18 protein-coding genes and 1 pseudogene are annotated in these 21,581 nt (G+C 65.4%); 9 read left to right on the top strand and 10 right to left on the bottom strand.

The genetic code is table 11. The annotated features are described in order from the left end of the window. The first annotated feature begins 140 nt into the window (after positions 1–140). Positions 141–2,000: a tannase/feruloyl esterase family alpha/beta hydrolase gene (locus tag AC1DTW_RS09920; protein ID WP_477980894.1), complete on the top strand. Its 1,860-nt coding sequence runs from the start codon at positions 141–143 to the stop codon at positions 1,998–2,000. A gap of 125 nt (positions 2,001–2,125) precedes the next feature. After that, positions 2,126–2,536: a DoxX family protein gene (locus tag AC1DTW_RS09915; RefSeq protein WP_477980893.1), complete on the top strand. Its 411-nt coding sequence runs from the start codon at positions 2,126–2,128 to the stop codon at positions 2,534–2,536. 348 nt (positions 2,537–2,884) lie between these two features. On the opposite strand, the gene AC1DTW_RS09910 is transcribed toward AC1DTW_RS09915, so the two are convergent. Continuing rightward, positions 2,885–3,484 carry a TetR/AcrR family transcriptional regulator gene (locus AC1DTW_RS09910; RefSeq protein WP_477980892.1) on the bottom strand — a complete coding sequence of 200 codons (600 nt, stop codon included), beginning with the start codon at positions 3,482–3,484 and terminating at the stop codon, positions 2,885–2,887. A gap of 180 nt (positions 3,485–3,664) precedes the next feature. On the opposite strand from AC1DTW_RS09910, the gene AC1DTW_RS09905 reads away from it, so the two are divergent. The 6 genes and pseudogenes from AC1DTW_RS09905 to AC1DTW_RS09880 all read left to right on the top strand — a co-directional run bounded on the left by AC1DTW_RS09905 (position 3,665) and on the right by AC1DTW_RS09880 (position 10,127). After that, the gene (locus tag AC1DTW_RS09905; protein WP_477980891.1) at positions 3,665–4,453 is read left to right on the top strand and encodes an SDR family NAD(P)-dependent oxidoreductase; all 789 of its coding nucleotides are present in this window, start codon (positions 3,665–3,667) and stop codon (positions 4,451–4,453) included. 112 nt (positions 4,454–4,565) lie between these two features. Further along, the gene (locus AC1DTW_RS09900; protein WP_477980889.1) at positions 4,566–4,841 is read left to right on the top strand and encodes an alpha/beta fold hydrolase; all 276 of its coding nucleotides are present in this window, start codon (positions 4,566–4,568) and stop codon (positions 4,839–4,841) included. Positions 4,842–4,862: 21 nt separating this feature from the next. Beyond that, the gene (locus tag AC1DTW_RS09895; RefSeq protein WP_477980888.1) at positions 4,863–5,939 is read left to right on the top strand and encodes an alkene reductase; all 1,077 of its coding nucleotides are present in this window, start codon (positions 4,863–4,865) and stop codon (positions 5,937–5,939) included. Between the two features lie 188 nt (positions 5,940–6,127). After that, positions 6,128–6,730 (top strand): annotated as a pseudogene (locus tag AC1DTW_RS09890) (alpha/beta fold hydrolase); the annotation flags it as partial. Continuing rightward, complete coding sequence (locus tag AC1DTW_RS09885) at positions 6,727–8,337, top strand: phospholipase D-like domain-containing protein (protein ID WP_477980887.1); 1,611 nt, start codon at positions 6,727–6,729, stop codon at positions 8,335–8,337. The pseudogene AC1DTW_RS09890 and the gene AC1DTW_RS09885, both read left to right, overlap by 4 nt. 569 nt (positions 8,338–8,906) lie before the next feature. Then, positions 8,907–10,127, top strand: a complete 1,221-nt coding sequence (locus tag AC1DTW_RS09880) for a pectate lyase family protein (protein WP_477981062.1) — start codon at positions 8,907–8,909, stop codon at positions 10,125–10,127. Positions 10,128–10,279: 152 nt separating this feature from the next. On the opposite strand, the gene AC1DTW_RS09875 is transcribed toward AC1DTW_RS09880, so the two are convergent. Then, positions 10,280–11,413 (bottom strand): ABC transporter substrate-binding protein, encoded by a 1,134-nt coding sequence (locus tag AC1DTW_RS09875; RefSeq protein ID WP_477980886.1) that lies wholly within the window; start codon positions 11,411–11,413, stop codon positions 10,280–10,282. A 319-nt stretch (positions 11,414–11,732) separates the two neighbouring features. Between AC1DTW_RS09875 and AC1DTW_RS09870 the strand changes: the two genes are divergently transcribed. Next, complete coding sequence (locus AC1DTW_RS09870) at positions 11,733–12,680, top strand: AraC-like ligand-binding domain-containing protein (protein ID WP_477980885.1); 948 nt, start codon at positions 11,733–11,735, stop codon at positions 12,678–12,680. A 19-nt stretch (positions 12,681–12,699) separates the two neighbouring features. Here AC1DTW_RS09870 and AC1DTW_RS09865 read toward each other — a convergent pair whose 3' ends face one another. The 8 genes from AC1DTW_RS09865 to AC1DTW_RS09830 all read right to left on the bottom strand — a co-directional run bounded on the left by AC1DTW_RS09865 (position 12,700) and on the right by AC1DTW_RS09830 (position 21,566). Beyond that, positions 12,700–14,496, bottom strand: a complete 1,797-nt coding sequence (locus AC1DTW_RS09865; protein WP_477980884.1) for a carboxylesterase/lipase family protein — start codon at positions 14,494–14,496, stop codon at positions 12,700–12,702. 81 nt (positions 14,497–14,577) lie between these two features. Then, entirely contained in the window at positions 14,578–16,032 is a 1,455-nt protein-coding gene (locus tag AC1DTW_RS09860; protein ID WP_477980883.1) for an alpha/beta hydrolase domain-containing protein, read from the bottom strand. Between the two features lie 78 nt (positions 16,033–16,110). Beyond that, positions 16,111–16,812, bottom strand: a complete 702-nt coding sequence (locus AC1DTW_RS09855) for an ABC transporter ATP-binding protein (protein ID WP_477980882.1) — start codon at positions 16,810–16,812, stop codon at positions 16,111–16,113. A 16-nt stretch (positions 16,813–16,828) separates the two neighbouring features. Further along, positions 16,829–17,533 carry an ABC transporter ATP-binding protein gene (locus tag AC1DTW_RS09850; RefSeq protein ID WP_477980881.1) on the bottom strand — a complete coding sequence of 235 codons (705 nt, stop codon included), beginning with the start codon at positions 17,531–17,533 and terminating at the stop codon, positions 16,829–16,831. After that, on the bottom strand, positions 17,530–18,534 hold the full coding sequence (locus AC1DTW_RS09845; protein WP_477980880.1) for a branched-chain amino acid ABC transporter permease: 1,005 nt from the start codon (positions 18,532–18,534) through the stop codon (positions 17,530–17,532). The genes AC1DTW_RS09850 and AC1DTW_RS09845 overlap by 4 nt, the downstream gene beginning before the upstream one ends. Further along, the gene (locus AC1DTW_RS09840) at positions 18,531–19,388 is read right to left on the bottom strand and encodes a branched-chain amino acid ABC transporter permease (protein ID WP_477980879.1); all 858 of its coding nucleotides are present in this window, start codon (positions 19,386–19,388) and stop codon (positions 18,531–18,533) included. The genes AC1DTW_RS09845 and AC1DTW_RS09840 overlap by 4 nt, the downstream gene beginning before the upstream one ends. Before the next feature lie 15 nt (positions 19,389–19,403). Further along, a complete protein-coding gene (locus AC1DTW_RS09835) occupies positions 19,404–20,654 on the bottom strand; it encodes an ABC transporter substrate-binding protein (protein ID WP_477980878.1) in 1,251 nt (416 codons plus the stop codon). A gap of 15 nt (positions 20,655–20,669) precedes the next feature. Continuing rightward, positions 20,670–21,566, bottom strand: coding sequence for a SphA family protein (locus tag AC1DTW_RS09830; RefSeq protein WP_477980877.1), 897 nt, complete (start codon positions 21,564–21,566; stop codon positions 20,670–20,672). Between the last annotated feature and the right edge of the window lie 15 nt (positions 21,567–21,581).

Genomic DNA, 21,581 nt, shown 5'->3' with positions numbered 1-21,581 from the left:
TAGGGAATGTACCAATTTTTGACAAGTTTATAGTTAAGTAAATTAACTATTGCAAATTCGGCGACGCACACTTCGAGCCCGTCACCACTCACCGAACTCTCCATGCGGGCCGCTTGCAACATCACTAGCCGGAGACACCCATGACTCGCCACGCCCTCACTTCTGTGCCATCGAAGCCGATCCTTGCGAGGGCTGCGATTCCCGCAGCCTGCGTCGCTGCCTTGCTGTCTGCATGCGGAGGCGGCGACGACAGCGGTGCGACGCTGCCGCAACTCGCGGCGGCGCAAGCAGGCACGCTGGCCAACTGCACGTCCCTGGCTGGATTCGTCTTCGGGAACACCACGATCGTGTCGGCAACCCAGGTCGCCGCGGACGCGGTGACCTCCACCGCCGATGGCGTGACGCTGAAGTCGCCGGCGCATTGCGTGGTCGTTGGCAAGATGAACCCGCGCACCGGCGTCAACGCCAAAAGCTACGCGATCAACTTCGAGATGCGCCTGCCCACCAGTTGGAGCGGCCGCTTCTTCCATCAGGTCAACGGCGGCAACGACGGCTTCATCACGACCGACACCACCCGCGCCTTCGGCCGCAAGCTCGGCGGCAGCCCGACCAGCAACGGCTTGATCGAGGGCTTCGCGGTACTCACCTCCGATGCCGGCCACGCACCGGACAGTGCGTCGTACCCGAACGATCCGGCCACCGGCCTGGGTATCGCCGGGCAGGTGTTCGGGCTGGACCCGCAAGCGCGCAAGGACTACGGCTATGCCGCGGTGGGTTCGCTCACGCCGATGGCCAAGAGCCTGATCGCCGCCGCTTACGGCCGTGGGCCAGACCGTTCCTACATGGTCGGGGCATCCAACGGCGGTCGCCACGCCATGGTCGCGGCGGCCCGCTATGCGGCCGACTACGACGGCATCCTGGCGGGTTCGCCTGGCTTCAACCTGCCGAAGTCCCGCATCGCGGAGGAGTGGACCAACCAGATCCTGATGACCGCCGCGACGTCGATCGATCCGGTGACCAACCGGCCGGCGATCTGGAGCGCGCTTTCGCTCGCCGACATCACTTACGTCAGCAATCGCGTGCTGGCCAAATGCGATGCACTGGACGGTGCGGTCGACGGCATGGTGCAGGACGTGCAGGGATGCCAGAGCGCGTTCTCCCTCGCCAACGATGTCGTCACCTGCGCTGCCGGCCAGGTGCCCGATGGCACCTGTTTGAGCGCGGTGCAAAAAACGGCATTGGCCAAGATGTTCGCTGGTCCCAAGAACTCCGCCGGCAAAGCGCTCTACTCGGATTGGCCCTGGACCAACGGCATATATGGTGCCAACTGGCGCGGCTACATGACGGGCGTCACCAACGGCACCGGCACCGGCACGAGCAAGTACGGCAACAACGTGGGCTTCGTGTCGGCGGCGGCGTTCATCTTCAGCACACCGCCCGCCGACCCGACCGTGATGACCGGCCTGGGCCCCACGATGATCGACTGGACCTTGAACTACGACTTCGACAAGGCCGAAGCATTGATCAACGGGACGACTTCAGTGTTCACCGAATCGTCGATGTCGTTCATGACGCCGCCCGACCCCACCAACCTGACCACGCTGCGCGATCGCGGCGCCAAATTGATCCTGTTCCATGGCACGGCCGATCCGGTGTTCTCGTACAACGACACGATCGCCTGGTACAAGGGCCTCGCAGCCGCCAACAATGGCGACGCGAGCAACTTCGCGCGGGTTTTCAACGTCGCGGGAATGACCCACACGCAAGGCGGGCCGGCGACCGATCAGTTCGACTTCCTGACGGCTCTGGTCGCGTGGGTAGAGAAAGGTCAGGCGCCCGACAGCGTGATCGGCACGACGCGCAGCGCGGCGCAGAACGCGGACATGACCAGTTCAGGCATCCCTGCTGGCCGTACCCGCCCGTTGTGCCCGTACCCGAAGTTCCCGAAATACAAGGGTACCGGCAGTCTTGACGACGCAGCGAACTTCTCCTGTCAATAGGGCCGAATTGCGCTCGGGTTGGGGCGACGCATTGAGATCGCCGAGACACTTCGCCGGGGCCTTCACAGCGCGCCTATCCCAAGTTCTTCTGGTTGCCCAGGCATCAATCGACACCGGATCAAATCATGATCAAGACTTCCACCGCTCCCCTTGCCGCTCTGCTCTTGCGCGTGAGCATGGGCATCATGTTTCTGGCTCACGTAAGCCTCAAGATCTTCGTGTTCAGCGTCCCGGGGTTTGTCGGCTACTTCGGCTCACTCGGGCTGCCGGCCGTTCTTGCCTATGGGGTCATCGCGCTGGAACTGTTGGGTGGGATCGCGCTGATTCTCGGGATCTACGCACCCCTGGTTGCTCTGCCCTTGGCGCTGGAACTGGTCGGCACCATTGTGTTGGTGCACGGCGCCAACGGCTGGCTCTTTAGCAGCAAGGGCGGTGGTTGGGAGTTCCCGGCGTTCTGGGTCGTGGGCTTGATTGCCTTGTTCCTGCTGGGTGACGGCATGATGGCTTTGAAGCCCGTCAAGCGTGAGGACATCTGAGTGGCCCGCCAGGGATAGACCGTCGTCATCGGTGACTCCAGTAGTCGGACGGCTGCGTAGCCGCTGCGCATTCACCGGTGAAGTCAGGGCCGGCCGCAGCTAGGGTCGGCCGCAGCGCCAGGCGGCTGCCAGGGCGCCAGGTATGCCGCGGTTGCGACCGGTCAGTGTCAAGCTCCGAACTCATGGTCCCGGAGCGATGCGGTCATTGATGGACCCGGACCGCGGTCGCGTGACGACCGATTCCAGGGGACGCCAGCGGAATCGATGTGGTGGCCATCAAATGTCCCTGTGGCGATTCGAATGTCGCTCCAATGTCGAAGGGCGGCGCGGCGCCTTCGCCGAAAGAGGTCAGGTTGCCGTTGCTCGCTTCCTGCGCACCGACGGCAACAGTGACCCGAGAATCTCCCTGCGGCAGACCTCCAAGATCTCGTCCGCCAGTGCAGAGCCGTCCGGACAGGCCCGAGACAGCACCACGGCGCCCACCGCATGCGCAAAGGTGTCGATCACCTTGGCCCGCGCTTCGCGCTGATCCACGTCGCTCAGCGTCGCTACTTCGCGCTCGAGGGTCGTCACCATGCTGTCGATCCCGACGGCAAACGTCGCCTTGATGTCCTCTGGCTGACGTGCAGCGTCACCACAGAGAGCCGCCATCGTGCAGCCCACGCCTCGGGCATCACGGTGGACGCGCGACACATAGGACTTGAAGAACTCGGCGAGGTCTGAGCCGGCGCTGTCTGCGACGGCCCGCGAAATCGTGGTCGCGGCCGCTTCGGCCATCAGGTCGGCCTTGGAGCGAAAGTGCTTGTAGAACCCGCCATGCGTGAAGCCGGCAGCCGCCATCAGCTCCGCTATCCCGACGCCGTCGTAGCCACGTTCCCGAAACAACGCAGAGGCCGTCGCAACGATGTGCGCCCGATTTTCCCGCGCCTGCGCTTTGGTGACCTTCATAGCAACACGCCTCTTCCTTCAGGCCAGAACCAGGGTGCCACTATACATTGATGTCGATGATCATCAAAGCGCTTGACATTTTAGATTTCGATCGACATCATTGATGCGTTGATCGTGAATCAACAGACAAGCGTCACCCCGGACCCGGCCGGGCCCCCTTCTAGCCAAGAGAGCAGACACATGACCACCCGTTCCTCCGTCCTCATCACAGGCGCTTCCTCCGGCATCGGTGCCACCTACGCCGAGCGCTTCGCCCGCCGGGGCCACGACCTCGTTCTGGTCGCGCGCGACAAGGCGCGACTCGATACCCTCGCGACCCGCCTGCGCCAAGAAAGCGGCGTTTCCGTCGATGTCGTCCAGGCCGACCTCACCAAGTCCGGCGACCTGGGCACGGTCGAAGCGCGCCTGCGCGATGACGCCCGCATCGGAATCCTCATCAACAATGCCGGAGCCGCCCAGTCGGGCAGCTTCATCGGGCAGACAGCCGAGGCCAACGAGCGGCTCATCGCGCTCAACACGACCGCTCTCGTTCGGCTCGCCAGCGCGGTGGCTCCGCGATTCGTGAAGGCGGGCGAAGGCTCGATCATCAACATCGGCTCGGTCGTTGGCCTGGCCCCCGAATTCGGCATGACGCTCTATGGCGCAACCAAGGCCTTCGTGCTGTTCCTCTCGCAAGGTCTGAGTCTGGAGCTCGCGCCCAAGGGCGTCTATGTCCAGGCCGTGCTGCCTGCTGGGACCCGCACGGAGATCTGGGAGCGTGCCGGCATCGACATCAAGGCTTTGCCCGAGCTGATGGGAGTAGATGAATTGGTCGATGCCGCGCTGGTCGGCTTCGATCGCCGCGAACTCGTGACGATTCCGCCCCTGCAAAACGCCGCACGCTGGGATGCCCTCGACGCCGCGCGGCAGGGCCTGCTTTCGGAAATCAAGCAGTCGCAGGTCGCACAGCGGTACCAGACGGCGAGTTGAGCGCTGCAAGTGCACTTCTTCAACGATCCAAGCCGAAACGGGATGAAGAAATGAACGGTATGCGCGAGGCTTTGCCGACGCAGCCGGGCTCGACACCCACGCCACCGAAACGATGCTCGGCCTGCTGCAGACAATGATTGGCGTTGACGTGCGGGAGATCTCGCTGCCGCGGCGCGCGCCGTATTTGGTCCAGCCGGCGCTCTTCATCCACTCGAGCGACGACCGGGTTGCCGCCGTTGAAGACAGCCTGGCCAGCGCCGCCGCATGGCCGGGCGCTCGTCACATCCGTGTCGAAGAGCTCGGTCACCGTCGAATCCTCAGCGACCGGTCGGTCGTCGCGGCTGCGATTGGGTTCGTCAAAACCACGCCGGAGTCGGCGTTCTCATGAATTTACAACTGGAGTTTCGACATGCTTTTCGACAAATTTGACACGGGTGCCTTGGCACTCTCGAACCGCGCCGTGATGTCGCCGCTGACGCGCAGCCGGGCCGTGGTGAACAACACGCCGAACGCGCTGATGGCCGAGTACTACGGCCAGCGGGCAACGGCCGGCTTGATCGTCACCGAGGGCACATCTCCCTCCCCGAATGGCCTGGGCTACGCGCGCATACCCGGCTTGTTCAACGAAGAGCATGTTCGCGGTTGGAAGCTCGTGACCGACGCCGTTCATTCAAAGGGTGGCAAGATCTTCGTGCAACTGATGCATACCGGCCGCGTTGCCCACATCGCAAACCTCCCGGCAGGGGCCGAGGTGATCGGGCCAGCGGCCGAAGTCTGTCCTGGAGAGATGCACACGGACTCCAAGGGCATGCAGCCGCACACCGCGCCGCGGCCGATGACGCAAGCAGATATAGCGACCGCCGTGAGTGAGTACGCGAAGGCGGCAACACTGGCGGTCGAAGCCGGATTCGACGGCGTGGAATTGCATGCGGCAAACGGCTACTTGATTGAGCAGTTCTTGAACGCAAACGTCAACCAGCGAACCGACGGCTACGGCGGAAGCATCGATGGCCGGAATCGATTTGCACTGGAAGTGGCACGAGCCACCGTCGCCGCGATCGGCGCCGGGAGGGTGGGCATTCGACTCTCACCTCACGGTGTATTCAACGGAACCGGCGGCTTCACGGAGGTTGACGCGCAGTACCTGGCGCTGACATCCGCGCTGTCGAAGCTCGGACTGGTCTACGTCCATGTGCTCGACCATTCCGCGTTGGGCGCGCCGCCGGTCCCCGTCAAACTGAAGACGTCGTTGCGAGAAGCATTCAAGGGTGCGTTCATCCTGGCCGGCGGATTTGACGCCGCGAGTGCGCAGAAGGCTCTCTCTGAAGGACAGGCCGATCTGGTGGCGTTCGGTAGGCCGTTTCTCGCGAACCCGGATCTGGTCGCCCGCATGCAAGCGAACGCGGCGCTGAACCCGGTCGACATGTCGACGTTCTATACGCCCGGGTCCAAAGGCTATACGGACTACCCGACACTGTCTTCCTGACGGCCGATTCGATTCGGCGCGCGCGGCCGAGGCGACCGGATCACGAAGGAGACGACAGCGATGACAAGCCCACTTGACAACCTCGCCGCGCATACGCGTTATGTCGACGCCCCCAATCTCTCCGTCAGTGCTGGAGGGATCGCCTTCGCCTATCGAGACCTCGGCCCCCGGGACGGCGTGCCACTCGTGGCAAGCATCGCGTGATCGGGACCGACTACCGCGGTATCGGTGCGTCGAGCGGAACGGCGCCTGTGACCATCGACGAAATGGCGCGCGATGCGATTGCCCTCATCCGCGCGCTGGGCTTCGACAAGGTCGACTTGCTCGGCTTTTCGCTCGGAGGATTTGTGGCACAGGACGTCGCACTCAAGGCGCCCGACCTGGTGCGAAAGCTCATTCTGACCGGCACGGGTCCGGCGGGCGGTACCGGGATCGCGAAGGTCGGAGCGGTGTCCTGGCCGCTCATGATCAAAGGCTTGCTGACACTGCGCGACCCGAAGTTCTTTCCTGCGCCAGCTCAAGGCAATCAAGGCCTGGGGTGGCCAGGCGCCTCAGGATCTCAGCCGCGTCAGGATCCCGGTCCTGATCGCAAACGGAGACAACGACATCATGGTCCCGACCGTCAACAGCAGGGACATGGCCCGACGAATCGCCAAGGCAGAACTCGTGATCTACGAAGACGCCGGACACGGTGGGATCTTCCAGTACCACGCCGATTTCGTGTCGAAGGCTCTTTCCTTCCTTGGCGCTTGATACCGCGGGCATCTTTGGATCGGAAAGCCAACCAATGAACAGCCTGGCCTCGCGCATTCCTTCGAGCGGCATGTCATCGACGCGCTTGATATGGCTCCTGGTCCTGGCACTTGTTTCACTGCTGACAGCGTGCGGCTCCTTGCCGCCGCGTGGCGAGGTGCCCGCATCGCGCGCCTTCACCGCCACCGCCGTCGCGGCCACGGCACTGGCGCGCGTGGCGGCGTCCAGCCGCCCGCCGGACGAGGTTCAACCTTCGGGCTTTCGGCTGCTGTCGGTCGGCGAGTTCGCCTTTGACGCACGCGTGGCCCTGTCGCGTCGGGCCGAGCAGTCGTTGGACCTTCAGTACTACTACATTCATCGCGACGAAGCCGGACGCACGCTGCTGCGAGAACTCCGCGACGCCGCCCTGCGCGGCGTGCGCGTCCGTCTGCTGGTGGACGACTTCTTCGCTGCAGAGATCGATGACTTGTTGATCGGGCTGGCGTCCTTCTCGAACGTCGAGGTGCGCCTGTTCAACCCGATGCCGTTGCGCCGCGGTGCGCCGGTGTTCCGGCTCGTGCTGTCGCCGGGCGATTTCCAGCTCTACAACCACCGCATGCACAACAAGCTGTTCGTGGCCGACAACGCGGTGGCCATCTATGGCGGGCGCAACATCGCCGACGAATACTTCATGAAGAACCGAGAGGCCAACTTCATCGACATGGATGTCCTCTCCACCGGCCGCGTGGTGACTGACTTGTCGGCGGCGTTCGACCTCTACTGGAACAGCGAACTCGCGTGGCCGGTGCAGACGGTCCTGGGCAAGCCCGTCGACGCAGCGGCGGCTCGACTGCACTTCGATCGCGCGGTGAAAGATGCTCGCGTCACGGCGCCGCAGATGCCCACCGATCCATTGGGCCAATCGACGATCGGGGCCCAGTTGAGCGAAGGCCGGCTGACGATGTCCTATGCGGCCGCGCAGGTCCATGCCGACCGGCCCGAAAAGGCCAGCGACGCGACGCTCGCCACGCAACCGACGCAAGCGGTGAGCGGGCTGCTGGCCGCACTCACCGCCGCGCAGCAGGAAGTCGTGATGGTCTCGCCCTATTTCGTGCCCGGCGAGGTCGGCATGCCGCTGATTCGAACGGCCCGTGCGAATGGCACTCGCATCATGCTCATCACCAACTCTTTGGGCTCCACCGACGAGCCGCTGGTGCACGACCGCTACGCGGCCTACCGGGTGGACATGCTGCGCCTGGGCGTGGAACTGTACGAGCTCAGTCCGACGCAAACCCGCCGCGTGCGGCGGTTCGGCGAATTCGGGCGGTCGACTCCGCGCCTGCATGCCAAGGTTTCGGTCGTCGACCGGCAACGCCTGCTGGTCGGGTCCGCCAATCTCGACGCCCGCTCGGCGGTGGGCAACACCGAGATGGGCGTCGTCATCGACAGTCCGGTGCTGGCCGGGGCCTTCGCTGCCTGGCTCGAAAGCGACCGTTTCACAAGCGTCTACAACCTTCGCCTGAAGCCTGACGGCCAGACCATCGAATGGACCCACTTCGAGGAGCAGGGCCAGACCAGCGCCACCGTCGACGAGCCGGACAGCGGTTGGTGGTTGCGCCTGAAGTTGTGGCTGCTGTCGCTGCTGGTGGACGAACGGGACCTTTGACGAGCCGACCGTTTCCGGCCGCAAGACCCATCCGCTCGTGCGCCGGTTCGTGCTTGGGGGGCGGAAGAAGCCCAAGTTCCCCGGAGGTGATTCAGGCGCAAGTCGGGGCCAACATGTACTACCTGCCGAAGCTCGATGTGAATGACCCGTTTGCTCACCTTCGCGGGATCAAGCATGGTCCGTGCCGCTATCGGCATGATGTTCGCTGTGAGTCAATCCGCAGGACGCCGTGGAGCGATCGTGGAAGCGCATCCACGCCGACACGAGCCCATGCGTCACGCACCGTTCTCTTCGTCCGCATGCTCTCAAAATGGTGCTTCGCGCACGCTGCGGGCACTTGATGTCAGGCCATCGTTGTTCTCCCGCCATCAGTGTCCGATCGCCAACTGCCCTGCTTCGTCACAACGAGACAAATGTGGTCGCATTGATGTCGAGCTGACTGGTTCTTGCGCGGGAATATCGATTACTTCCGACAAAGTTCGCTCACATCGGAGAGAAGGGACCGAATCGCAATTTCGGCACGCAGCGTGCGTATCGGAGTTGCTCCCGCTTCGGACATTTGTTCCTTCATGCCGGGGCATCAACCCGGAAGCAATCTCATGAAAAGAATGAAGCGAACAAGCCAGGAGTTTCACCGTTCGCGCGCTGCGAGTGCACTGTTGACATCGCTCTTGCTGGCGGCTTGCGGCGGCGAAGGAGGTAGCGACGCGACGGGCTCATCATCGGTGGCGGAGGCACCAGCACCAGCACCTGCTCCTGCTGCTGCTTCGAGCAGCGTTAGCGGCGGCTTCGCCGGGACGGTCACCGGTGGCGGCAGCGTTGCAGCCTTGACTGTCTCCACCGCGACTCAGATGCAGGCCGCCATCGACGCCTACACCGGCACCGGCGGGCTCGTGATCCGCTACACCGGCACGTTCGACTTCGCCGCCATCACCGACGCCTGCACCCAGTGGCAATTGCCCGCCGGCGCCATCGTCGAGGTCAAGAACAAGAGCAACGTCACCATCGAGGGCGCCGACGGCTCATCGGCCAACTTCGGGCTGGCGATCAAGGCCGATGCCACGAACATCATCATCCGCAACATGACGATCGGGTTGCTGCCCGGTTCGATCGACGCCATCGGCATCGAGGGCCAGAGCGGCAAGTTCCCGGGCTACATCTGGATCGACCACAACACGCTGTTCAGCAGCCTGAAGGAGTGCTCGGGCGCGGGCGACCTGGAGTTCGACGGCCTGCTCGACAACAAGGCCGGCGCGCACCACCTGACTTACTCGTACAACCACCTCCACGACCACCACAAGGTCGGCCTGATCGGCTCGAGCGACGACGATTCGAGCGATCGCTACATCACCTTTCACCACAACGTCTACGAGAATGTCGGCTCACGCCTGCCGCTGCAGCGCGGCGGCTACACCCACCTCTACAACAACCTGTACACCGGCGCGATAACCTCGGGCGCGAACATCCGCATGGGCGGCTACTCGCTGATCGAGAGCAACTACTTCGAGAACTCGCAGAACCCCGTGACCTCGCGCGACAGCACGGCGATCGGCTACTGGGAACTGCGCAACAACAACATCAAAACACCGGCCGACTTCAGCAGCTTCGGCATCACCTGGGTGGCCAGCGGGTCCTCTCCGTCGCGCGACGCCACCGACTGGATCACGACCGGCGTTTTCCCGGTTGGCATCTCCTACGCGTACACGGCGCAGGACCCGGCCTGCGTGAAGCAGAAGTTGCCCGCCGTGGCCGGCGCGGGCAAGGCGCTCGCCCGTCTCACCTGCAACTGACGACGACCCTGCGACGAACGAACCGCCCGATAGACGAGCGGTTCGTTCGTTCACCGCTCAATGCCGTGCTCGGCTTCTCACGGATGCTGCAGTTGCGTGCAGGCCCGCGGTTGAAACCGCACGAAGGTAAGTGATAAGCCGGAGGCTGATTTTCAACGGCGGTAGTGGCCCTCAGAACTGACATGCACCAGTTCGACAAATCGCGACCCGGTGGCGTTGCCGCCGGTGTAGTCAAACTCGATACCGCCGATGCGGGCTTTGAGCCCATGCATCGCCGCGTGCAGGGAGGCACGGGTCAGGTTTCGCCCTGCGCGGCGCAGGCCCTCGTTGACCAACAGGCCATTCAGGTAACCCTCGTAGACGTGGTAGGCCACCGGCAGCTTGGCCGTTTCGCAATGTTTGTGGAAGGCCTGCGCGGTGGCATCCGATTCGCTCCACGGATAGGGCACCACCTGCGACGTGGCCAAGCCACGCAGCTTGGCGCCCATGGTCTTGGCCACCTGATCGCCATCCACCACCGACATGCCGTAGAACGACGGCGATGCGCCGGCCTCGCCGATCGCCAGCATCAAATGCGCCGCCGGCGTGCCGCCCATGAACAACACGATGGCCTGGGCATTCATCGCGGCCAGTGCCTTGCCGGCCGCCACCGCGTTGCTGCCGTCGATCTTCACCGCGGCTTCACCTGCCAGGTCCTTGGCCTTGCCTTCAGCAACCACTGCGCCTTTGATCAGCGCCAGCACTTCCTGGCCGCCCGGGTTGTCTAAGTACGCCACGGCGATGCGGCTGATGCCGACAGTGCTCAGATGCTGCACCAACTTGGTGGCTTCGCGGCCATAGGTGGCGCGAACGAAGTAGGCAGCGCCCTTGGCCTTCTCGCGCGCCGTATCAGACAGCCCAAAGTTGCCAATCAGCGGCGCGTTGCTTTCCTTCAGGATGGGCACGACTGCCACAGTGCTCCCCGAGCCCACGCAGCCGAAGAACCCAAATACCTTGTGCTCCGCCAGCAAGGTCTTGTAGTTGGCGACAGTGCGCTCGGGCTTCAGTTCGTCGTCCAGTGAGATCAGCCGCACCTTGCGGCCGGCGATGCCGCCCTTGTCGTTGGCGTCGTCGAATGCCAGACTTGCACCGGCATTGAATCCCTGCATTGCGGGACCGAGCGGACCGCTCAGAACGGCGCTCTGGCCGAGCAGGATCTCACCGTCGCCGACGCCGGATTCGGCAGCAAAGATCGAAGAGGCCGTGCTGGCCAAGGAAGCCAGCAGCAGTCGGCGGCGCTTGTTCATGGGGGCGTCCTTCTTTTCTTCGGCCCGCGTTCGATCAGGCGCGCGCGTTCTACGAGCAATAGGTGGGATCCCGACGTGTGTGCCGAGGGTCCTGTCTGGCACGGCGCCGATGGCGTCCAGCGTCGCTGCGGGCAGACTACATGGTCCGTTTCGCGATCGGCATAAAGTGCGCTGTCAGTCAATCGGCAGGGCACCGTGGTGGAATGTCGGCCGCCCGACCTGCGCGGTTTCACTAGGGCGGCGCGCGAAACGCGCCGCTAGACTGCCTGGGTTAACCGCGCGGATACACATGCAACACACACACTGGTCGACGAACCGAGTGCTCGCCTGCGATCGAGCGCAAGCCTGGAGCAACATCACCACGCGGTACTTCGGCCGCCTGCGCGTTTCGAGTCTGAACGACGGGCCGCTGGATGCCTCGCTGGATGCCTTCGACGTCGGCTCGCTGCGCATGTATCGCATCGACGCGCCGGCTCACCACGTCGAGCGCGACGCCGCCTGCGGTGACCTGCCGAGCGACGATTTCTACAAGCTGGTGCTGCAGGTCAGCGGCCGCGGCATCGTCGAACAGCAGCAACGCCGCGTGGTGCTGCAGCCGGGCCACTGGATCTTGTACGACCCTCGCGCGCCGTACTCGATCACCAACCCTGAGCGCTGTACGCTGCTCGTGACACAGGTGCCGCGTTCGCTGCTCGCCGGGCTGCGCCTGCCCGGACCGCACGCGGGCGAGTTGGGCAGCGACAACGTGGCCGGCCTGCACGGCGTGTTCGGAAGCTACCTCCGTGCGTTGAGCGAACAGCTGCCGGGCCTGCCGGACGGTGTGGGCCAAGCGGTCAGCGAATCCGTGATGGGGCTGCTCGGCTCGACGCTGGCCGAAACGCTGCGGCGCATCGGGGAGCCGGTGCCGCTGCCTTCATTGCTCAAGATGCGCGTGCGCCAGTACGTTCAGACGCACCTGTCGGATCCGGAGCTGAGCATTCAGCGCATCGCCGATGCACTTCGTTGTTCCAAGCGCTATTTGCACCGTGTCTTCGAAGACGACGATGTCAGCCTGGAGCGTGAAATCTGGAACACCCGCCTCGAGCGCTGCCACTCGGCGCTCGCGCATGAAGCCCATGCGAACCGCTCTGCCGCGGAAATCGGTTTCGCCTGGGGGTTCAGGAGCAGCGCCCACCTCAGTCGCCTGTTCAAGCAGCGCTACGGTCTGACACCCGGCGCGTGCCAACGCGAGGCTGCCGAGACACGGGCCGCCAAACTGACGGCGTAGCGCGCTGCGCCGGTCCTCTTCAGACCTCCGTCAGCTGCCGGAACGCTGCTGCCGGTTGCGCGCACCCGAATTCACGACCCCACTCGGCGTACTCCTGTTCGCTGCCGAGGCCCACGAACAGCGGTGACCACAAGAAGACGCGGGCATAGATGCGGCAGCGTGATTCGCCGGAACTGACTTGCGGCGACAGCCGAAGCGACGCCTTGAGCGACGCGATGTTCTGGCGCACAGCGGCCATGCGCAGACCACCTCCGGCCGGACTGTCGATCAACAGTGTCTCGGCCGTCGTGCCCTGTGTGCGCCGCTGCCATTGCGCGGCGCCGGACAATCCAGGAACACCCGCGCGCGCAAAGCTCGTCCACGCGTCGCCCATGGCCTGCGCCACGGCGCGCCGCCCGGCTCGATTGAATGACGTGTTGATGCCGAAAATGTCCAGCTCGCCCGCGGTGTCACGGAAGGCGAACGCCATCTCCATGCCGTGCGCTGCGCCGAGCAGGATGTCGGGTCGCACGAACGGAACGGCAGGTGCTTCATCCCAGTCGAAACGGTAGGTCCAGACGTCGGCGTGCCCACCGGCCAGCATCGCATCCGCAGGCTCCTCGACATGCAGCGAGCGCCAGGCCTGCGAGTAGAAGTTCGCTTCGGTGATGTACTCGGCGCGGTCGCGGAGCAAAGGCAACTTGCCGAAGAGCAGCCGCACATGCTCGGGTTTGTCGGCCAGAAAGGTGCGGTACTCGTCCCGGTTGCTGCCGATGATCACCGGCACGCGGTTCCATGCGCCACGGCGGAAGACCTCGGGCAGCGGCTCCAGCGGCAGCACGACGCCGTCGCGCACGGGACGCGGGCACAGATAGATGCCGACGCTCCCTGATTTGAAGACGTTCAACAGTTCTTCGGGCTTGAGCGAGCGCAGCCAGGTCGCCAGGTCGGTGGCGGGCATGGCATGTAATGCCTGATCGGCGGCATCCGCATCCGGCGCCTTGCCGGCTGCGGTCCACAGCCGGGCGACCACTTCGCGAGCGCTGGTGCGTTGGCTTTCCAGCAGGAGGTCATTGCGCTCGGTGGCCTCGCGAACACTGAAGGTCTCGGCCACCGGCGACTGTGCGATGGCGCGCTGGAAGAGGCCAGCAGCCAGCGGGCTGGCCAACAAGGTCAGGACGTTCTGGCCGCCGGCCGATTCGCCGAAGATCGTCACGCAGCCCGGGTCGCCGCCGAAGGCGGCAACGTTGTCGCGCACCCAACCGAGGGCGGCGATCAGGTCCAGCGTGCCGAAGTTGCCCGAGCGCTCTTCAGCCGTGGCCGCGTCCGCCTCGTGCAGCGCGGGATGACAGAACCAGCCGAGCACCCCGAGCCGGTAGTTGACGGTGACGACGACCATGCCGTCGTGCGCCGCGTAGTTGCGCGCGGCGTCGTAGCTGGCCGAGGTCCCCACCGCATTGCCGCCCCCGTGAATCCACACCATGACGGGACGGCGCTGACCATCAACGGGCACAGCGTCGGGCGCCCAGGCGGGCGCGAAAATGTTCAGCGACAGGCAGTCTTCATCGCCCACGATGCGGCCATGCAGCTTGGCCGGCACCGGCGCGAGCAAGCCGGCGTACTGCGGCGCCATCGGCCCATGGTCCAGCGCATGGAACACGCCATCCCACGCTGATAGCGGCTGCGGTGCGCGCCAGCGAAGCGCCCCGGTGGGCGGCTGTGCGTAGCGGATGCCACGCCAGGCATGCGTGCCGTTGGCTTCCTGCGAGCCGATCAATTCCCCGCCGGCCGTGCGGCGACGGGCATCAGGGTGCGGGGTACGGGTCGCTTTTTTCATCAAGTGTCCAACTTCATTGTTGTGTTCGGCATACCGGACGATCGTGCCTCCGATCACTGCACAGCGCCCCCGCCCAGCGCCCTACTTCGCCACGTCCGAATTCTCGGCATCTCGAATCGCCGCCACGGCGTCGACCGGGAGGATGTATCCGGCCGTGGCCGCCTGGACCATTGCATGGGTGACCCGTGCAACGAAATTGGTGTGGTCGCCGTACAAGGTCTTCAGCTCCGAACGCGCGTAGTCGCGATGCCAGCCGGAGATGCTGCACGGGAACTTCGTGCCATTGGGTGCTGCCTTCTGATCCGCTGTCGGTGCGGTGAACTGGGCCAGGCGAATTCCACCCTTGACCCTGCCATCGGCATCGCGGACCAACGCGCCCGAGGCATCCCGTTCGAAGTTGATCGAGGGCGCTGCCGGCGCGCCGGTCCTGATCCAACGGCGCACTGAATCGATCGCGTTGCTGAACACCAGCCCCACATCCACCGTGGTGAAGGGTGGCAGTGTGGTGCATGTCGGCTCTATCCATCGCGTGAACGAGATCGGTCCGCTTGCGCTGGTGATGGACTGATCGCGAGCGACCATCGCGTCGATGTATTGCGACGCGTACAGCGACGCGTGCGTCGAGCCGGCGACATCCCACCGCCGAGTGAACTCCGACGTCGTCCACGGGCCGACGATCAGGGCCAGCGCCTCGGACTGGCCGCTGATCGCCGGGACCTTCAGATCCGACCGCAATTGGTTCGACAGATCCCAGTACACGAACCCGTTGATCACGCCAGACAGCGGTTGGATCGAGTTGTAGTAACTCTGCAGCCGTCTGGCCGACTGCGACTGGCCGATCGCGATGACATCTTGAACGACCAGCCCCGGCATGGGCGCACTGCTTCCCCCGGCGTTGCGCTTCAGCGCTTGGCTGATCTGCGTGAAGATGTCGAACGACAGCGGATCGTCGGTGCACAGCGACGTGCCGGCGGTGCCGGACGTGCCATCGGCACCGCACGCGTTCACGTCCACCGAAAGTCCCGCATAGCGCGTCGGGCTCCAGGTCTTCAGTCTCTCGACGCCGACGCGCTGCGCTGACACGACAGCCACCGCGTAGCCCTCGCGCAGGAGGTAGGTCGACGCCTCCGCGCTGGCGAACTCGAAGTCGGCGCCGACGGTGACGTTCGTCCACTCGACGACGAGCGTGCCGTTGAACCTCTTCTGCGCCGGCGTCCTCACCATGACTCGAGTGCGGTAGGCCCAGCCGCCATCGAGGACGGTCGCTGTCTGCAGCGAGCCTGCTCCGACCCCCGCATAGCGGTTGGCCTTGCCCTCGGCATAGAACTCCCGCGCGTTATAGCCCGCTGCAGCCAGATCGACGGCCGTCGCCGACATCGGTGCGGTGCCAGGGACCTTCACTTCCGTCAGCACCGCGCTCGGCGAACCGGGCGCGGCATTCGGGTCAGACCCGTCGGCTCCGTAAGCCTGAACGACCATGGCGGCCCAAAGCGCCAGCGAAGGGATGGCCAACCTACCCAAACGCAATATCTTCATGTCGATCTCCTGGTTATTCCTGATGAAGCGACGGCGACGAACGCGTTTTTGCGTGGCGCTGAGCCACCGTCCGCTTCTTCATGCAAGGTAGCTGCCGTGCAGGATCTCGGGCTGCTCGCGAAGCGTCTGTGCCGCGCCCGACCACACCGTCCGGCCCCGCTGCAGCAGGCACGCACGGCTCGCAAGCGTCAGCGCGAGCGTGGTGAACTGCTCGATCAGCAGCACACCGACCCCATCGGCAGCCGCCTGTCGTATCACGTCGGCAAGGCGCCGCACGACCAGCGGCGCGAGGCCGAGCGACAACTCGTCGACCACCAACACCTTGGGGCGCGCGAGCAGGGCCTGCGCCATGCAGACCATCTGCTTCTGCCCGCCGGACAACGAGCGCCCGGACTGCGCGAGCTTGGCTTCGAGTTCCGGAAAGATCTTCAGCGCACGCGCGATGGCCGGCTCGACCTCGGCGCTTGGCAGGACCATCGCGGCAGCCCGCAGGTTGTCGTGCACCGACAAGCTGCCGAGCAGATGGTGACCCTCGGGCACGATGGCCAACCCGGCGCGGCGCACCGCGTCGGACGCGAGGCCCTCGAGCGCGACGCCGTTGACGCTCACGCGGCCCTGCCGGCGCGCTATGGCTCCGGCCAGTGCGAGCACGATGCTCGACTTGCCGGCACCGTTCGGGCCGAGCAGCGCGACGATCTCTCCGGCCGCGACGTCGAGGTCGAAGCCATGGACGACGGCCTTGCCGCCGCGCGAAACGTGGAGTTGGCGAACTTCGAGCATGGCGTGTCGTGAAAGGTCAAGCGCCGAGGTAAGCCTGGCGAACGGCCGGGTCGTCGAGCACCGCGCGCGTCGGGCCTAGCGCAAGCCGGCGACCGAAATCGAGCACCAGGGTCTGGGTACAGATGGCGGCGATCAGATCGACGTCGTGATCGATCAGCAGAACCTGGGCGCCGAAAGCATCGGGGATCGCCGCGATCGCGTCGCGCAGCACGCGCGATTCGCGTTCGTCGAGCCCGGCGCCCGGCTCGTCGAACAGGATCAGGCGCGGCACGCCGACCAGTGCCTTGGCCACTTCGACCATGCGGCGCCGGAACAGGTCCAGTTCGGCACCGGGCACCGCGGCGCAATCGAGCAGCCCGGCGTGCTCGAGCGCCCGGTGCACCTGCGCGTCGGCCTGGTCGTGGGGATGCGGCACGTGGTCGAGCATGGATTGCACGTTGTCCCAGACGCTCAGGTCCTCCACCACCTGCTCGGTCTGGAACGAGCGGCGCAGGCCGAAGCGCACGCGGCGCGCGGTGTCCATGCCGAGCAAGGCCGTGCCGCCCACGTGCACCTCGCCCGCCTGGGCCTGCACGAAGCCGCTGAGCAGGTTGACGAGGGTGGTCTTGCCCGCACCGTTCGGCCCGATCAGCCCACACACCGGGGCGTCGAGCACCGCGTCGAGCGCGTCGATCGCGACCACGGCGCCGAAGGCCACGGTGAGGCCGCGGATCTCGATCATGCCTGTCCCTTTGTCGCCCGGCGCTGGAACGCGGCGAGCCACTGGCCGGCCAGTCCGCGCGGCGCAGTGATCAGCGCATGCAGCAGCGCGGCGCCGAAGAAGACCATCGCGAGATAACCGTTGACACCCAGGTCGACCAGCAGCGACGGCACCGCGCGCAACAGCAGACCGGCGACGAGCGCGCCGACCCAGTGGTAGGCGCCGCCGATCAGCGACAGCGCGAACAACATCACCGACTCACTGGCCGCGAACGCGCGGCCATCGAGCTGGCCCACCGCACCGGCCAGCAAGGCACCTGCGACGCCCGCGCACACGCCGGCGAGGCCGAAGGCCCAGGTCTGGTACAGCAGCACGTTGACACCCGCGCCCTCGGCCACCGCCTCGCCGCGGCGGATCAACGCCCACGATCGACCAGCCCGCGTGCGTCGGTGCAGTTCCAACAGCGCCAGCATGGCGGCGAGCCAGCCGGCCACGTAGGCGAAGTACGCGCCCTCGTCCTGCGCAATGGCAGGACGGGGCAACATCAACCGCTCGCTGCCGCTGATGCGCCCGAGAAAGCCCGCGCCGCCATCGGGAAAGCCTGTGGCGCTGATCACGACCTGGAAGCCACCTGCCAACATCAGTGTCACCAGGGCCAGGTACAGCCCCTTCAAGCGCAGAGCCGGCAGCCCGGCCAGCATGCCCACCGTGCCTGCGGACAACCCGCCGGCGACCACGCACGCCTCGAACGGCCAGTGCAGCCCATGGCCCACACGCAACGCGACCCATCCGCCAACGCCGAGCAAGGCGTACTGGCACAGGCTCACCAGGCCGAGCTGGCCATAGAGCAGCGCGACGCCGGCGGCCGCGATGGCCAGCGCCAGCGAAGAGGTCAAGGTCCTGATCCAGTAGGCGTTGGCCAGCCAGGGCACCAGCGCGCCGAGGGCCAGTACGACCAGCACCATGCGCAGCAGGGCCAGGCGTGCGGCACGCCGCTCGCGTCGGATGGAATCAGGAGTCATGCTTTTCGGGAAGCGTCGCGCCACAGCACGATGGCCAGCAGCGCAATGATGAAAGGCGTGGCCGTGCGAAACGCCGAGAAGCCGGGCACCAGCACGGCGACCGCCTCGAGCATGCCGATCATCAGCCCGGCCGCGACGGTGACTGGAAGCGACGACAAGCGGCCGATGATCGCTGCGGCGAAGGCCGGGATCACGAGGAAGGTCAGCACCGTCGCCTGCAGGCGCACGATGTTGGCGAGCAGGAGTCCGCACACGCCGGCGAAGGCACCCGAGATGACCCAGGCTGCCGTATCCACCTGAAGCACGCGGATGCCCAGGATGGAACTCAGACCACGCTCATCGGCCAGCGCCCGCATCGCCAGGCCGATGCGCGTGCGGGCCAGCAGCAGGCCCACCGCGGCCATCATCGACACCGCGGCCGCGAGGCCGAGAACACGGGTATAGGTGAGCCGCACATCGGCGAATTCGATCGCCCCTGCATCGGTGGGCAGCACGAGCCGGCGCGGCTGCTCGCCCCAGAACCATTCGGTGAAGCCGAGTACGACGAGCGCCAAGCCCAAGGTGCCGATCGAGCGCACCGTGGGTCCACGTTCGGCCAGGCGCGGCGCGAGCAGGCGGCCATAAGTCAGCGAGATGGCGACCGACGTCGCCACCGCGGCCGTTGCAGCCAGCGCCAGCGGCCAGTCGTGGTCGAGCGCCGACCAGGCCACGTAGGCGGCCACCGCGCCGAGCGCGCCGAACGCAAAGTTCAGCACCCCCGACGAGCGGTACAGCACGACCAGCCCGACGCCCGACAGCGCATAGACCGCGCCTACGCCCAACCCCGAAATCAAGAAAGGCAACAAATCGGGCATTTCAGCTACCTCGGATCAGAGCCCGAACTTCTTCTCCTGCTCGCGCAGGTCGCTCAGTTCGGGATCGGCGGCCATCAGGCAGCCGTTGCTGACCTGCTTGAAACCGTTACCGCTGACCTGTGAGATCGGGCCGCTGCTGTTGGCGTTGTGACGTGCACCGTCGCCCACATAGAACGGCCGGCACAAGATGTCGCTCTTGAAGCCCTTGACGTTGCGCAGCGCGGCGCTGACGCTGGCGCGGTCGATCTTCTTCGGATCCATCTTCAGCAGCGCTTCCGTCGCGATGCGTGCCGCCAGGTAGCCGGCCTGCGCGAACGAATCGCGCGGATCGCTCTTGGCGCCGAAGGCCTCCATCGTCGCCTTCCAGTTCAGGTTGTCCGCGCCGGCCGACTCCACCGGCATGAATTCCAGGTGGATGTCGAAATTGCCGTTCCAGGCTGCGCCGATGGTCTTGGGCACGTCGAAGTTGTAGGCCGGCGTGCTGGAGACGAAGTGGATCTTCTTGGCCAGGCCCTGCTGTTCGGCCGCAGCGAGCATCGGCACCATGATGCCCTTGGGCACGTTCAGGATGATCGCGTCCGGCTTCTTCGCGGCCGCCTGCAGCATCGTGGAGGTGGCGTCCGGCGAGCCCGGGTCGATGGCGATCACGTCCACCTCCACGCCGTTGGCCTTGCCCCAGTCCTTCGCACCATCGCAGGCCCAGTTGCCCAGGCTCGGGATGTTGGGAATCACGCAGACCATCTTCTTCGCCTTGTACTGTTGCGCGGCATACATCGCAACGACCGTGGCCGAGACGCGCGGGCCGGCGTTCACCGGCGCGTAGTTCTTTGCGAAGAAGCACTCGCGCGGCACGCCAACGCCGGCGATGACCATCACGTCTTCCTGTGCGTACAACTTCGCGTTGACGCCGCACTCGACGAAGCTCGAGCTGCCCACCATCGCGAGGACCTTGCGATCCTTCACCAGCTTGGCGGCCGCCTGGGCGGCGACCTCCGGATTCCACTGGTCGTCGACAATCGTGAATTCGACCGGCCGGCCGTTGATACCGCCATTGGCGTTGACGCACTTGAAATAGGCCTGCGAGGCCAGCGCCGAGGCGCTGAAGTCGTCGGGCCCGGTCTTGCCCACGACGGCGCCGAGTGCGATCGGTTCACCGCTCGCGGCCTTGCCGTTGTTGAGCCCGCAGACGGGCTTGCCTTGAGCCATCGCGGCGCTCGTGGCGAGCAACGCGGTGATGGCGAGGATCCGATTCAAAGTGATCTTCATGGTTGTCTCCAGAGTTCAGAGGGGCAGGATCGTCTTGATCCACAGAGCACTGCCTTCGGGCCGATTGCGTACCGACATCTCGCGCTGCCACTTGGCGGTGATGAACCAACCCTTGCCGTTGTCGTACTTCAGCGATGGGCCGATTGCGAATGCGCTGCCCTTGCTGTCGGGCAGCGTGGCCCCGGCCTGGTTGTCTTCGGAGAGCTGGCGCATGGCGAAACCGCCCGCGCCGAGCACCCAACCGTTTGCTAGGCCCCAACCGGCGCAGAAGTCGAGGTAGACCTCGTTTCCAGAGCGGTAGTCGGTGTCCTTGTTGCGTCGGTTGAAGTTGAAGGTCAGCTTGAAGTCACCGTTGAAGCCGGCCGCGTCGAGGTAGCTCACCGTGTACAGCGGTTGCAGCGACCAGTAGTTGCGGCCGATGTTGGCGAGGTCGCCCTTGTCGTAGCGACCGACCGGTGCGACGAGATCGAAGCCGACCACGCTGTGCAGGTTCGGCGAGTGGTGGAACGCCAGCCCCGGACCGAACGTGATGTCGGCCAGGCCGGTCTTGCGTTGCGACAAGCCCGGCACCTCGACCTTCAGGTCCACCAGCGGGACGATGGCGTGCAGCATCACGTTGCCGCCGGCCAGTGTGATCGGCGAGGACCAGACGAAGCGCGTGGAGACCACATTGGCCGCCACCTTGAACACCGGCAGCAGCACGTCATTGCCACTGTCGTCCTTGAGCTTGTCGGCGCGGTAGATGTTGCCGTACTCCAGCACATAGAAGCCGGGCGGCGGCGCCGCACCGGTCAGAAAGTTCTCCACGCCTCCGGGGTAGCTCGACCCACCTCCCTCGCTTGCCTGGGCGGCAGGCACGACACAGGCCAGTGCCATCGCCGCAGCCGCGGCGGGCAATCCAAACTTGCTCATCTTGTCTCCTGATTG

The organism is Rhizobacter sp. P5_A1, assembly GCF_056400745.1.
This window is presented reverse-complemented; position numbering and strand designations above follow the sequence as displayed.